Origin of the sequence: Bacteroides zhangwenhongii, from assembly GCF_009193325.2 — a bacterium.
In the GTDB taxonomy this organism is placed as follows: Bacteria; Bacteroidota; Bacteroidia; order Bacteroidales; family Bacteroidaceae; genus Bacteroides; species Bacteroides zhangwenhongii.
Genome location: NZ_CP059856.1, coordinates 1,280,712 through 1,295,108, shown reverse-complemented (window position 1 = coordinate 1,295,108; position 14,397 = coordinate 1,280,712). Strand labels below are relative to the sequence as shown.

Here is a 14,397-nt window from a genome sequence, read left to right as displayed (position 1 = left end):
TTTGTCTTTATGAAACAAACCTTTACATCCGCACGTCGTCCCCTGGAGATACTGATACACATTATCAGCTGGGGGATTATGTTCGGTTTCCCGTTCTTTTTCGTAGAACGCGGAAACGGGAACATTAACTGGATGGCTTATATACGCCATTTTGCCGTACCGCTTTCTTTTATGATTGTGTTCTACGTCAATTACTTCTTTCTGGTCCCCCGATATCTTTTTCAGAATCAATCAAAAAGATATATTGTCTACAACATTATCTTGTTGTGTATCATCGGGATACTGCTTCATCTCTGGCAAAGTCTGACATTCGATCCGTCATTTGAAAACAAGCCCAGACGTCCGGGTATGCCTCCGGGATGGTTGTTTTTCCTGCGAGATATGCTAAGCCTTGTTTTCACTATCGGATTGAGTGCCGCTATCCGTATGAGCGCACGATGGACGCAAAATGAGGCTGCCCGCAAGGAAGCGGAACGGAATCGCACGGAAGCCGAACTGAAAAATCTGCGCAATCAGTTGAACCCTCACTTTTTGTTGAATACTTTGAATAATATTTATGCTTTAATCGCATTCGATTCGGACAAAGCCCAACAAGCCGTGCAGGAACTGAGCAAATTGCTTCGATACGTATTATATGACAATCAGCAGACGTATGTCCCGCTCTGTAAAGAGGTTGATTTCATCCGTAACTATATCGAACTGATGCGTATCCGCCTGTCGGCTAATGTACAGATGAGTACTCAATTCGATATTCACCCAAACAGCCAGACACTGATCGCCCCGCTAATCTTTATTTCATTGATAGAAAATGCCTTCAAGCACGGTATCTCCCCTACCGAAGCTAGTTTCATCCACATTCATATTTCCGAGAACGATCAAGAAGTGATCTGCGAAATCCGCAATAGTAATTTCCCCAAGGAAGTGTGGGATAAAAGTGGTTCGGGCGTGGGGTTAGAACAAGTCAGCCGACGGCTGGAGATACTTTATCCGGGGGCTTACACTTGGTCGAAAGGCACTTCACGGGACGGGAAGTGTTACGAATCAAAATTGAGCATTAAGATCAAAGAGTAGAGAGAAAACGTTAAGTATAGAATTTTATATTAATAGAATAGTAGTATGGTATTACGTTGTGCAATCGTAGATGATGAGCCTTTGGCTCTCGGCCTTTTGGAAAGTTATGCAAACAAAACCCCGTTTCTACAACTCGTAGGAAAATACTCCAGCGCTGTTCAGGCAATGAAAGAACTGCCTGGCGAGGAAGTTGACCTCTTGTTTCTGGATATCCAAATGCCCGAACTTAACGGACTGGAATTCTCAAAAATGGTGGATTCCCGTACCCGTATCGTATTCACTACCGCCTTTGGACAGTATGCCATCGATGGCTATCGTGTCAACGCACTTGACTATCTATTAAAGCCGATTTCATACGTTGATTTTCTACAGGCAGCCAACAAAGCGCTTCAATGGTTCGAACTGGTTCAGAAACCGGAGGAGATAGACAGTATTTTTGTAAAAAGTGACTACAAATTGGTACAAGTGGAATTAAAGAAAATCATGTATATCGAAGGATTAAAAGATTACATTAAAATCTATACGGAAGACGCTCCCAAGCCAATACTGTCCCTTATGAGTATGAAAGCGATGGAAGAACTTTTGCCTTCCAGTCGTTTTATACGTGTGCATCGCTCTTTCATCGTTCAAAAGGACAAGATACGTGTAATAGATCGTGGACGCATTGTTTTTGACAAAACATACATCCCCATCAGCGACAGTTACAAACAGGTTTTCCAAGCATTCCTTGATGAAAGGAGTTGATGATTCCCTATTTTATCGGTAAAAACGAGATTTTTGTCGATTATAGTTTGCCAAAACCTGTTTTATCCCTACCTTTGCAACGAACAGAAAGGGATTGTGAAATTCCGAGAATAGAATAGTTTAGTTAAGTCTAGTTTAGTTTTTGTGTTGAAGTGCTTCCTCGTCGGCGGACGAACAAGGAAGCACTTTTTATTGCTAATCAATAACTTATAAAATCCTTGTTTTATATAGAAAAAGCCAACCAGTTTTCCAATTGGCTAAATTCTTGAAAATCGCACTTTGTTAAAATGTAATATAACTATTTGTTTTTCAGTATAATAATTAGGACTTTCTGTATTCTCAATTTTGCAGATTAATACCTTCATAAAAAAGCTCCGAACCCAGATAAGGAACGGAGCCTGTCTTTGTCTTAAAACGGTCTCGCTTCACAGCGGTACACTATCTTTAAAAAGTAGCAACAGACAGCTCTTTCGATATACGTTCTATTGCTACCCGTATCTTATCATATTGTTTTTGTCCGGCTACTGTAACCCCGGAAGTATATTGTCGCATCAATGAAGCATTGATACCCGCCAACTCTGCAACCTTAGTAACATTCAGAAATGAGAAATAGTTGAAAAAGGATTGCATATCATATTTGTAGGTAAATTCCAATTCCGGCACTTCCTTGCCTTCTTCTACCTGCATCTCCTTTATTTCCTCATACGCTTTCATCATATCCTCTTTGGCGGCTTCTGCCGTATCTCCATAGCCAGCCAGCCCGAAGTCGGGCAAATCTTCCTCGACAAAGCATGAGTAATACCCATCGCTCGCTTTTTCCATGATCACAGTTACTTTCATATCCATTTCATTAAAATAGGAGTACGGCACTATTACCGTACCCCATTGCCTCAACAATAACAGCCTCTAACTATGAAGCGCAAAAGGTTGGGGGATTACTCCCCCAAAAGAACCTTTCTTGCTTTACGTTCCATTCCGGTAGGTACTTCTTGTTTGCCGTGCCTTGACAGGGCAAATTTGTTTCCTGTCTTAGGGCTGTACCAAATATCATGATTAGCCCCATGCCTAAGAATGTAACAACCTGCTGCGGTAAGTTCCGCAAAAAACTGATTGTACTTCATAATTTAAAAGACCGTTTATTTAAGACGACACAAATATAGCGTTTTTGCTATAAACCACCAAATAACAACATAACTATTTTGCTATATTTATGAAAAAAGTTATTTCCATACACTTTTAATCGATCATTAATATCCAATTTCGTGAAGCAGAAACTTCCGGCCGGAAGAAATACGGCTTCTTACAGTTCCAACCGGTATATTTAATATTTCGCTTATTTCTTCATAAGAATATCCTTCTGCATAGTACATCACACTGTCAATACAACACGTCTTCTGCGCACATCTGCCAATCGTCAATAATAGATCATTAAACAATACAGATTCGTAAGTACAATCAAGTGTTACATTTTCCTTTACAGAATCATACCCAGTGAAATGAATAAGAGAATTACGATTATAACGAGTGATGTAGGTATTCTGCATAACGGCAATACACCAAGGTTTCATAGGTTTAGAACAATCAAACTTATCTTGGTTCTGAAGTATCTTATACACTGTATCACCCGCTAAATCTTCAGCGTCCTGTACAGAGGAGCAAAATCTTCTCGCAACACGGAATATCCAAGGATATATCTCTAATAAAGCCTGCTCAAAACTCATGGATTCTAAAAGGGAATTACTTATTGCACAAAATATTCATAATTTCCATAACTTTGCAACAATAAAATCTCACATAAATGGAATTTAACGTAGAGGAATTAAAAAGTGCACTTATTGAGAAGTGTAAAAGTGAAGGTATCTTGTATGCAATGGTAGCAGTAGACAGGCGAACCAAAGAGATCATTCTTCCTGATACTTTGCAAGGAGCCTTGAAGCACCCGGAGTACTTTGTATGTACTTGTAAAAAAGTAGAAGATAAATACATCGTGGAGGAGATTACAAAAGTGTAACTCTCCTCCGAACTCTTTATTATTTACGGTCGCCAATGTATAGCGCAGCTCCTTCATCCATAAACAGTTCCACATTCTGCGCATGATGAGCTACATAGGCTGCGGGCCCTACATCTCCCGACTTACAGATTTCTTCTACCACATCAGCTTTACCCTTTCCGGTTATCAGGAAAATAACGTGACGGGCATTCAATATCGGATAACCGGTCATTGCGATGCGCTTCTGCCCGTTACGGGGATTAACACTGACTACATAAACAGAAGCGGAAGTCAACAACTCTTCTTGTCCGGGGAAAATGGAGGAAGTATGACCATCGTCTCCTGCACCCAACAGTATAATATCAAACTCTGGCCATCCCTGCTTGGACGGTACTTGTTGCTTGACCAATTCCGAATAACGGGCCGCTTCTTTCACCGGTTTGACTTCACCACGAATACGAAAAACATTCTCATAAGGAATGGGAGCCATTCCTAAAAGTAGATTACGCATCATTCCGTAATTGCTGTCCGAATCATCGGGGGGGACACAACGTTCGTCTACCCAATAAATACACATACGCTCCCAGGGGGTAATTTCCATATATTCGTTCGCCCACAAATCGAACATTAGAGCAGGAGTACTGCCGCCGCTAACTGCGATATTGAATATTCTGTCCGGTTCATTATTCATGATTTCCACCAGACGGAGTATCAGTCCACGTGAAGTTTCAATGGACGAGGGAAAAACAGTTACTTTCATAATTCACAATATTGGTCTGTATTCGTCAAATTCTTACAAGGATTGGTCCAGTCAGCCCCGTGCTCATGCATCATCGCTTCACTTTCCAAAGGTCCCCACGTACCGACCGGATAACCGTAAAGCGGTGCGTCGGGATTCTCTTTCCAATAGCGAAGTACCGGATCGAAGAATGTCCATGAAGCCTCCACGGCGTCACTCCGGGTGAATAAAGTCGGATCGCCCTGAATGCAATCGTCTATCAGACGTGCGTAAGCGTCACCACTCGGCACTCCACCCAACTGGGCATAACTGAAATCCATTGTCACCTGACGGACTTCGAAGCCCGCACCAGGCACTTTCATGCCTATCTTGAGCACAATTCCTTCATTCGGTTGCAAACGAAGAATCAATTTATTCGCACGTGGACAATTGCCACCTGAACAACGGAACATCTGATGAGGTGTCTCGCGGAAATGAACCACGATTTCCGTCACTTTAGTCGGCATTTGCTTGCCGGTACGGATATAAAACGGGACGCCGCTCCAACGCCAGTTACTGATACCAAGCTTCATGGCAATGTATGTTTCCGTACGCGAGTCGGGAGCTACCCCTTTCTCTTCACGATATCCTTTTTTAGTACCGGAGGAGGTATATTGCCCGCGCACAATATGCTCATTCAAATCTTCTTCATTCAGCGGTGTCAGAGACTCATATACTTTCACCACCTCATTACGGAAGTTATCCGCATTGAAGATAGCAGGAGGTTCCATAGCAGTAAGAGCTACAAGCTGAATCAGATGATTCTGTACCATATCCCGCAAAGCTCCCGCCGTTTCGTAGAATCCGCCACGTTGCTCGATTCCCAGATTCTCTACAGCGGTAATTTCTACGTAGTCGATATAATTCCTGTTCCAGAGAGGCTCGAAAATACCATTGGCAAAACGGAAAGCCAACACATTTTGCGCTGTCTCTTTACCGAGAAAATGATCAATACGGTAAATCTGATGTTCTTCGAAAACAGAAGCATAAATTTTATTCAATTCACGTGCCGATTCGAGGTCGTAACCGAAAGGTTTTTCAACGATGATACGCGAATGGGGAGTATTCAGTCCTGCAGCTTTCAGATGCAAGGGAACAACACCGTAAAGTGAAGGCGGAGTGGCAAGGTAGAACAGCAGATTATCCGGATCCACCTCATTGGTCAACTCCACCAGACGTTGGCGGAGCATGGCATATCCTTCTTCCTTTGCCGGATCCATGGGCAAGTAATACAGATGCGAGATGAAAGCCTCCATCAGTGCCGCATCCTGTTCTTCGGATTTCACGAAAGTCCGAAGTTCACCTGATATATACGAGCGATAATCCTCATCAGAATAAATCGTACGTCCGATACCCAGTATATGAAAATCACCTGTCAACCGTTTTTCACGGAAGAGCGAGTAAAGGGCAGGCATCAACTTACGTTTGGTAAGGTCGCCTGAGGCGCCAAAAATTATCATTGCGAATTTATCCATTGTCGCTTTTTATTTCTTAATTTATAAAATATTCTTATTACCCCGAAAGACATCCTACTTACACATTATATGTGCCCGATTTCGTGTCACCGCCATGTCCTGTCCAATTTTCGTGGAAGAACTGTCCGCGCAATTCGTCTTTACGCTCAAAGGTGTGCGCACCGAAATAATCGCGCTGTGCCTGCAGCATATTAGCGGGCAGATCGGCAGAAGTAAGCGAATAGAAGTAATTCAAGGCAGAAGAGAAAGCGGGAACAGGAAGTTCTTCTTTCATGGCTTCGGCTACAAGGCTCTTCCATCCGGAGAGTGACGCCTTCATTTCTTCCCTGAAATAAGGAGCCATCAACAAGTGTTTGGGCTTGTCGGTGGCTTCGAAGGCAGCGGCAATATCGTTCAGGAAAATACTGCGGATGATGCATCCGCCACGCCACATACGGGCGATGGAAGCCAGATCGAGCTGCCAGCCGAATGTATCGGAAGCACGTTGCAGCACGGCAAATCCTTGAGCGTATGAGACGAGTTTGGAAGCATAAAGGGCAGAGAAGATATCCTTCACGAGCTCCACCTTATTATATATAGGTTGTGTATGTTGACGCGGAAATTGGTGGGAAGCTTGATGGCGTAATTCCTTTTGTGCGGAAAGACTGCGCTCAAACACCGCAGTAGCAATCAGTCCCAACGGCATTCCGAGTTCCATAGCGTTGATAACCGACCATTTGCCGGTTCCTTTCTGTCCGGCCGCATCCAAAATCTTATCAATAAGATAACCTCCGGTCTTGTCTTTATGACGCAAGATGTTGGCGGTAATTTCGATGAGGTAACTGCGGAGTTTGCCCTCATTCCAACGGGAAAAGACATCCGCCATCTCCTCATTATTCAAGTCGAGCAGGTTTTTCATCACCCAATATGCTTCGGCAATCAACTGCATATCACCATATTCGATACCGTTATGGATCATCTTTACAAAGTGACCGGATCCCGCCGGCCCTACCCACTGACAACAAGGAGTGCCGTCAGACGCTTTCGCCGCAATGCTTTGAAGAATAGGCTTCACTTCCGGCCATGCCTTTTCCGAGCCGCCGGGCATAATAGACGCTCCGTTCAAAGCTCCCTCTTCACCACCGGACACACCGCTGCCGACGAAAAGAAAACCTTTCGACTCGGCCAGTTTGACACGACGGTTGGTATCTTCGTAATTGGAGTTACCTCCATCGATAAGAATATCTCCGGGTGAAAGCAGAGGAAAAAGCTGTTCCATCAATTCGTCTACCGGACTCCCGGCACGAACCATCATCATTATTTTACGGGGAGTAGCGATTGAATCTACAAAGTCCTTTATATCTGTGAATCCTTCAATGTTTTTGCCCTTCGCACGTCCGTTCATGAAACGATCCACCACTCCTTCTTCAACTCCCGGAACGGTACGGTTATAAACCGATACATTCCATCCTTTACTCTCCATGTTCAAAGCAAGATTCTCGCCCATTACAGCCAAGCCTATAAGTCCGATATCTGTTTTATTCTGATTTGCCATAACTTGTATATTTTGTAATATTGTTTACCATAGTAACAATTGAAATAGACATTTGTTCGCTATATTTAGATTAAAATATTATTTTTGCAGCTAACTATATAGAAACAAGGATGAAGAAAATCAAAATCGGTTTATTAGCCCGCATTATTATCGCTATTATTCTAGGTATCGCCATCGGCACTTTTTTCCCGGCTCCTCTTGTCCGGATATTTGTAACATTCAACGGCATTTTCAGTGAATTTCTTAATTTCTCCATTCCGTTGATTATCATCGGATTGGTCACTGTGGCTATTGCCGACATCGGTAAAGGCGCAGGAAAGATGTTGCTCGTCACCGCTCTTATCGCTTATTTCGCCACCCTGTTCTCGGGGTTCCTCTCCTACTTCACCGGAGTCACGGTATTCCCGTCATTGATTGAACCTGGCGTGCCGCTTGAGGAAGTGAGCGAGGCAAAAGGCATTCTTCCTTATTTCTCCGTTTCCATTCCTCCATTGATGAATGTAATGACAGCTTTGGTTCTCGCTTTCACATTAGGATTGGGATTGGCTTCGCTGAACAGCGATGCTCTGAAAAACGTAGCACGGGATTTTCAGGCAATCATCGTCCGCATGATCAGTGCGGTAATTCTCCCCTTGCTTCCGCTTTATATCTTCGGTATTTTCTTGAATATGACTCATTCGGGACAGGTGTACTCCATTCTGATGGTATTTATCAAGATTATCGGAGTCATTTTCATTTTACATATCTTCCTGCTGGTCTTTCAGTATTCTGTCGCAGCGCTGTTTGTACACAAAAATCCGTTCAAACTATTGGGGAAGATGATGCCTGCCTATTTCACGGCATTGGGCACACAATCATCGGCTGCCACTATTCCCGTGACACTGGAACAGACGAAAAAGAATGGTGTTTCGGCGGATATAGCCGGTTTTGTGATTCCGTTGTGCGCCACAATCCATCTGTCGGGAAGTACACTGAAAATCGTAGCCTGTGCTCTGGCACTGATGATGATGCAGGGAATGCCGTTCGACTTCCCACTCTTTGCCGGTTTTATCTTCATGCTGGGAATCACGATGGTAGCCGCACCGGGAGTTCCGGGCGGAGCCATCATGGCGTCTTTGGGAATCCTGCAATCCATGTTGGGTTTCGATGAATCGGCACAGGCATTGATGATTGCTCTTTACATCGCCATGGATAGTTTCGGGACGGCCTGCAATGTGACCGGTGACGGGGCTATCGCACTGATTATCGACAAAATGATGGGAAAAACTGTGCTGAATAACCATGCTGAAAAATAAATAGAATGTGGCTTGCATGGGTCACAAAAAATACCGACATTTGCATCCATATTTTTGATTTATTAAATAATAGCGTATGAAAAAAGCCCTAATATCAGGCATTACCGGGCAGGATGGTTCTTATCTTGCCGAGTTTCTATTGCAAAAAGGTTATGAAGTGCACGGTATTCTCCGTCGTTCTTCTTCGTTCAATACCGGACGTATTGAACATTTGTATTTTGACGAGTGGGTACGCGACATGAAACAGAAACGTACGATCAATCTGCATTATGGGGATATGACAGATTCTAGTTCGTTAATCCGAATCATTCAACAGGTGCAACCGGATGAAATCTACAATCTCGCTGCTCAAAGCCACGTGAAAGTTTCATTCGATGTTCCGGAATACACAGCCGAGGCGGATGCTGTCGGTACGTTGCGCATGCTCGAAGCTGTACGCATTCTGGGATTGGAAAAGAAAACCCGCATCTATCAGGCTTCCACTTCCGAATTGTTCGGTAAGGTGCAGGAAGTTCCACAGAAAGAGACAACTCCGTTCTATCCCCGTTCTCCGTATGGGGTAGCCAAACAATATGGTTTCTGGATTACCAAGAATTATCGTGAAAGCTACGGTATGTTTGCCGTAAACGGTATTCTGTTCAACCACGAGAGCGAACGTCGCGGTGAGACTTTCGTTACCCGTAAAATTTCTCTGGCTGCCGCACGTATCGCGCAAGGCGAACAAGACAAACTGTATCTGGGTAATCTGGATGCACGCCGCGACTGGGGATATGCCAAAGATTACGTGGAATGCATGTGGCTGATTCTGCAGCATGACGTTCCGGAAGACTTCGTGATTGCTACCGGCGAGATGCACACCGTGCGCGAATTTGCGACATTGGCATTCAAAGAAGCCGGTATCGAACTTCGTTGGGAAGGTGAAGGCGTGAACGAGAAAGGTATTGACGTGGCTACCGGAAAGGCTTTGGTAGAAGTAGATCCTAAATATTTCCGCCCGTCGGAAGTCGAACAACTACTTGGTGACCCCACAAAAGCTAAGACTTTGCTGAACTGGAATCCGCGCAAGACTTCATTTGAAGAACTGGTAAGTATCATGGTACGCCACGATATGGAGAAAGTAAAACGAATGATTGCTACCAAACATTAAATGAATTTCATTTCACCACAGAGGACACGGAGGGCACAGAGGAAAATATAAAATCCTCCGTGTCCTCTGCGTCCTCTGTGGTGAACAAATAAAAGATAGAATGGAAAAGAATGCAAAGATATATGTAGCAGGACATCACGGTCTTGTGGGATCTGCTATCTGGAAAAATTTGCAGGATAAAGGATATACCAATCTGGTAGGCCGCACCCACAAGGAACTCGATCTATTGGATGGTGTAGCTGTCCGTAAATTCTTCGATGAGGAACAGCCGGAATATGTTTTCCTTGCCGCTGCTTTCGTAGGCGGTATCATGGCAAACAGTATCTACCGTGCCGACTTTATCTACAAGAATCTGCAGATTCAACAGAATGTAATCGGTGAGAGCTTCCGCCATAATGTAAAGAAACTGCTGTTCTTAGGCAGCACGTGCATTTATCCGCGTGATGCGGAACAGCCGATGAAAGAGGATGTATTGCTCACTTCTCCGCTGGAATATACCAACGAGCCGTATGCAATCGCCAAAATCGCCGGATTGAAGATGTGCGAAAGTTTCAACCTGCAATATGGCACGAATTATATCGCTGTCATGCCGACGAATCTCTACGGACCGAATGATAATTTCGATTTGGAACGCAGCCATGTACTGCCTGCCATGATCCGGAAAATCCATCTGGCACATTGCCTGAAAGAGGGTAACTGGGAAGCTGTACGCAAGGATATGAACCTGCGTCCGGTAGAAGGTGTCAACGGAGACAGTCCGAAAGAAGAAATTTTGGCCATTCTGAAGAAGTACGGCATCAGCGAAACGGAAGTGACGCTTTGGGGTACCGGAACTCCGCTTCGCGAGTTTCTTTGGAGCGAGGAAATGGCTGATGCCAGCGTCTTCGTAATGGAGCACGTAGACTTCAAAGATACCTATAAAGAAGGTAGCAAAGATATCCGCAACTGCCACATCAATATCGGCACCGGTAAGGAAATCACCATCCGTCAGCTGGCCGAGCGTATTGTAGAGACTGTAGGGTATCAAGGAAAACTGACCTTCGACAGCAGCAAACCGGACGGCACTATGCGCAAGCTGACCGATCCTTCGAAACTGCACTCTTTGGGGTGGCACCACAAAATTGAAATCGAGGAAGGCGTACAAAGAATGTACGAATGGTACTTGAAATAGGGAATTCCAAGAATCCGTCAATATGCTATAAGCAGAATTATTTTTGATTATAGCATATTTTTTTTTGATTATAGCATAATAAAATTAGCTATAACCATAATCTTTTCTCCTACCAGCCTGTCGCAATCTCACTACATCCCACCTCCCCCATTTTCAAAAATTCTTCCCTCTTAATTCTTCATTCTTAATTTAATTGCTATATTTGCACAATTTAATATCAAATGTGCAAAAACAATGGAACAAAGTTTTATAGCTTACATTGAGAATAGTATCAAGAATAATTGGGATCTGGATGCCCTGACCGATTATAAGGGCGCCACCTTACAGTATAAAGACGTAGCTCGCAAAATAGAGAAACTCCATATCATTTTCGAGGAAAGCGGAATCCGCAAGGGAGACAAGATTGCCGTTTGCGGAAGAAACAGTTCGCATTGGGGTGTGACGTTCCTCGCCACACTGACATACGGAGCGGTTATCGTCCCTATTCTTCATGAATTTAAGGCGGACAACGTCCACAATATCGTCAACCATTCCGAAGCGAAATTACTGTTTGTAGGCGATATGGTATGGGAAAACCTGAACGAGTCGGCAATGCCTCTATTGGAAGGTATTCTGATGATGAATGACTTCACTTTGCTGGTTTCACGCAGCGAACGTCTGACATACGCCCGCGAACATCTGAACGAGATGTTCGGTAAGAAATTCCCTAAAAACTTCCGTAAAGAACACGTCGCTTATCATAAGGACGAGCCGGAGGAGCTGGCTGTCATCAATTATACTTCGGGAACAACAAGCTACTCCAAAGGGGTTATGCTCCCCTACCGCAGTTTGTGGTCAAATACGAAGTTCGCCTACGAAGTACTCGACTTGAAGGCCGGAGACAAGATTGTGTCTATGCTTCCGATGGCGCATATGTATGGTCTGGCATTCGAATTCCTTTATGAATTTTCCGTCGGTTGCCACATCTACTTCCTGACCCGTATGCCTAGTCCGAAGATAATCTTCCAGGCTTTCGAAGAGGTAAAACCGAATCTGATTGTCGCTGTTCCGCTTATCATCGAAAAGATTATCAAGAAGAGTGTACTTCCGAAACTGGAAACTCCGGCAATGAAGATTTTGCTGAAAGTGCCTATCATCAACGATAAGATTAAAGCTACGGTACGCGAAGAGATGATTAAGGCGTTCGGAGGAGAATTTAAGGCGGTAATCGTAGGAGGTGCCGCTTTCAATCAAGAGGTTGAACAGTTCCTGAAAATGATCGATTTCCCTTATACCGTAGGATATGGAATGACGGAATGCGGTCCGATCATCTGTTACGAAGACTGGAGGAAGTTCAAACCGGGTTCTTGCGGAAAAGCCGTACCCCGTATGGATGTACAGGTCCTTTCCTCCGACCCGGAAAATATCGTTGGCGAAATCGTTTGTAAAGGTCCTAACGTAATGCTGGGATACTACAAGAATGAGGAAGCTACCAGAGAAGTGATCGACAAAGACGGTTGGCTGCATACCGGTGATCTGGCTTTGATGGATGCCGAAGGGAATGTTACCATCAAAGGACGTAGCAAGAACCTTCTGTTGAGCGCCAGTGGACAGAATATCTATCCGGAAGAGATAGAAGATAAATTAAATAATCTGCCGTATGTATCCGAAAGCATTATCGTTCAGCAGAATGAGAAACTTGTCGGTTTGGTTTATCCGGATTTCGATGACGCTTTCGCACACGGTCTGAAGAATGAAGACATCGAGCGGGTGATGGAAGAAAACCGGGTGGCATTGAATGCCATGTTACCGGCGTACAGCCAGATTTCAAAGATGAAGATATACCCGGAAGAGTTTGAAAAGACACCGAAGAAGAGTATCAAACGATACTTGTATCAGGAGGCTAAAGGATGAAAATGAAGAAAACAATACTCACGGCAGCTATACTGATGGCTGCCGTTTGTCTGCCTGCACAGAACAAAAGTGCCGGTATTAATCTTTCTATCTGGAAAGATATTTGTACGCAACCGTATGACAGTACACAGACGACTTATGTGAATATCGGTCTTTTGTCTACTATGAATCGTCTGAATGGTGTAGGCATCAATGCGCTGGGAAGTGTTGTTCATGGGGATATGAACGGTGTACAGATAACAGGACTGGCTAACCTGGCAGGTGGGACAATGCGAGGCGTGCAGATAGCAGGTATAAGCAATATCAGCGGTAACAATACGATCGGACTCTCTGCAGCCGGACTGGTAAATATTACCGGAGACGGGACACAGGGGGTGGTTATATCCGGACTGACCGGTATCGGTGGAGATAACACCGCAGGAGTCATGATGAGCGGTTTTATGAATGTTACCGGGAATATGGCTTCAGGCTTACAGTTTTCCGGTGCGGCGAATATCACCGGACAGAGTTTCAACGGTATGATTACTTCCGGTCTTCTGAATGTGGTAGGTGAAAATATGAATGGCCTGCAGATAGCAGGGATCGCCAATATAACCGGGACACAGCTACGTGGAGTTCAAATGGCATTGTGCAACTATGCCACACAAGTTCGCGGCCTTCAGATCGGTCTGGTCAATTACTATAGGGAAGACTTGAAAGGTTTCCAGCTGGGGCTGGTTAATGCCAATCCCGACACCAAAGTACAGATGATGGTATACGGGGGAAATGTGACTCCTGCCAATATCGGGGTACGTTTCAAGAATCAGTTGTTTTATACGATTCTTGGAGTCGGATCTATGTATCAGGGATTAAATGATAAGTTTTCGGCGAGCGCTTCCTATCGTGCCGGATTGTCTTTTCCTATCTATAAAGGATTATCCATTAGCGGCGACTTAGGTTATCAGCATATCGAAGCTTTCGACAATAAGGATGAAGTGATTCCCGGACGTCTATATGCGCTACAAGCACGTGCCAATCTGGAATATCAGCTAACCACGAAATTCGGTATCTTCGCAACGGGCGGTTATGGCCTAACTAGATTCTATAATAAATCCGGTAATTACGATAAAGGAGCCATTATAGAGGCAGGCATTGTCCTTTTCTAATATAAATCCTGCATATATAGCATTTATTCTCTTGCTTTACTAAAAACATTTCGTTCCATAATTGTTTCCCTTTCGTTCCATATCTGTGGAACAAAAGGGAAACAACTGTGGAACTAAAAGATAATAACTATGGAACGAACCACTCGTTGCAGTG

Annotated in this window: 14 protein-coding genes; 8 read left to right on the top strand and 6 right to left on the bottom strand. The window is 44.2% G+C overall.

The window, feature by feature from the left end; translation table 11 throughout:
* The first annotated feature begins 9 nt into the window (after window positions 1-9).
* Together GD630_RS05125 and GD630_RS05120 are read left to right on the top strand one after the other, a co-directional pair.
* Entirely contained in the window at window positions 10-1,071 is a 1,062-nt protein-coding gene (locus tag GD630_RS05125) for a sensor histidine kinase (RefSeq protein ID WP_143864582.1), read from the top strand.
* A 45-nt stretch (window positions 1,072-1,116) separates the two neighbouring features.
* Window positions 1,117-1,815, top strand: a complete 699-nt coding sequence (locus tag GD630_RS05120) for a LytR/AlgR family response regulator transcription factor (RefSeq protein ID WP_143864583.1) — start codon at window positions 1,117-1,119, stop codon at window positions 1,813-1,815.
* 444 nt (window positions 1,816-2,259) lie between these two features.
* On the opposite strand, the gene GD630_RS05115 is transcribed toward GD630_RS05120, so the two are convergent.
* The 3 genes from GD630_RS05115 to GD630_RS05105 all read right to left on the bottom strand — a co-directional run bounded on the left by GD630_RS05115 (window position 2,260) and on the right by GD630_RS05105 (window position 3,536).
* A complete protein-coding gene (locus GD630_RS05115; protein ID WP_238482967.1) occupies window positions 2,260-2,661 on the bottom strand; it encodes a type II toxin-antitoxin system HicB family antitoxin in 402 nt (133 codons plus the stop codon).
* Between the two features lie 89 nt (window positions 2,662-2,750).
* Window positions 2,751-2,936, bottom strand: coding sequence for a type II toxin-antitoxin system HicA family toxin (locus tag GD630_RS05110; RefSeq protein ID WP_143864585.1), 186 nt, complete (start codon window positions 2,934-2,936; stop codon window positions 2,751-2,753).
* A 126-nt stretch (window positions 2,937-3,062) separates the two neighbouring features.
* Window positions 3,063-3,536 (bottom strand): RNA polymerase sigma factor, encoded by a 474-nt coding sequence (locus GD630_RS05105; RefSeq protein WP_143864586.1) that lies wholly within the window; start codon window positions 3,534-3,536, stop codon window positions 3,063-3,065.
* Between the two features lie 77 nt (window positions 3,537-3,613).
* Here GD630_RS05105 and GD630_RS05100 point away from each other — a divergent pair, with 77 nt between their 5' ends.
* A complete protein-coding gene (locus tag GD630_RS05100; protein ID WP_007753948.1) occupies window positions 3,614-3,826 on the top strand; it encodes a hypothetical protein in 213 nt (70 codons plus the stop codon).
* A gap of 19 nt (window positions 3,827-3,845) precedes the next feature.
* Here GD630_RS05100 and pgl read toward each other — a convergent pair whose 3' ends face one another.
* The 3 genes from pgl to gnd are packed head-to-tail and all read right to left on the bottom strand — an operon-like array spanning window position 3,846 to window position 7,592.
* Window positions 3,846-4,565 carry a 6-phosphogluconolactonase gene (gene pgl / locus GD630_RS05095; RefSeq protein WP_182505709.1) on the bottom strand — a complete coding sequence of 240 codons (720 nt, stop codon included), beginning with the start codon at window positions 4,563-4,565 and terminating at the stop codon, window positions 3,846-3,848.
* The gene (gene zwf / locus GD630_RS05090; protein WP_143864587.1) at window positions 4,562-6,058 is read right to left on the bottom strand and encodes a glucose-6-phosphate dehydrogenase; all 1,497 of its coding nucleotides are present in this window, start codon (window positions 6,056-6,058) and stop codon (window positions 4,562-4,564) included. The genes pgl and zwf overlap by 4 nt, the downstream gene beginning before the upstream one ends.
* Before the next feature lie 58 nt (window positions 6,059-6,116).
* The gene (gene gnd / locus GD630_RS05085) at window positions 6,117-7,592 is read right to left on the bottom strand and encodes a decarboxylating NADP(+)-dependent phosphogluconate dehydrogenase (protein WP_143864588.1); all 1,476 of its coding nucleotides are present in this window, start codon (window positions 7,590-7,592) and stop codon (window positions 6,117-6,119) included.
* Between the two features lie 110 nt (window positions 7,593-7,702).
* Between gnd and GD630_RS05080 the strand changes: the two genes are divergently transcribed.
* The 5 genes from GD630_RS05080 to GD630_RS05060 all read left to right on the top strand — a co-directional run bounded on the left by GD630_RS05080 (window position 7,703) and on the right by GD630_RS05060 (window position 14,243).
* Window positions 7,703-8,887 carry a dicarboxylate/amino acid:cation symporter gene (locus GD630_RS05080; RefSeq protein ID WP_143864589.1) on the top strand — a complete coding sequence of 395 codons (1,185 nt, stop codon included), beginning with the start codon at window positions 7,703-7,705 and terminating at the stop codon, window positions 8,885-8,887.
* Window positions 8,888-8,963: 76 nt separating this feature from the next.
* Window positions 8,964-10,034 carry a GDP-mannose 4,6-dehydratase gene (gmd, locus tag GD630_RS05075; protein ID WP_007753935.1) on the top strand — a complete coding sequence of 357 codons (1,071 nt, stop codon included), beginning with the start codon at window positions 8,964-8,966 and terminating at the stop codon, window positions 10,032-10,034.
* Between the two features lie 100 nt (window positions 10,035-10,134).
* Complete coding sequence (locus GD630_RS05070; RefSeq protein ID WP_143864590.1) at window positions 10,135-11,205, top strand: GDP-L-fucose synthase family protein; 1,071 nt, start codon at window positions 10,135-10,137, stop codon at window positions 11,203-11,205.
* A 234-nt stretch (window positions 11,206-11,439) separates the two neighbouring features.
* Window positions 11,440-13,098: an AMP-binding protein gene (locus GD630_RS05065; RefSeq protein ID WP_143864591.1), complete on the top strand. Its 1,659-nt coding sequence runs from the start codon at window positions 11,440-11,442 to the stop codon at window positions 13,096-13,098.
* Complete coding sequence (locus tag GD630_RS05060; protein ID WP_143864592.1) at window positions 13,095-14,243, top strand: LA_2272 family surface repeat-containing protein; 1,149 nt, start codon at window positions 13,095-13,097, stop codon at window positions 14,241-14,243. The genes GD630_RS05065 and GD630_RS05060 overlap by 4 nt, the downstream gene beginning before the upstream one ends.
* The last annotated feature ends 154 nt before the right edge of the window (window positions 14,244-14,397 follow it).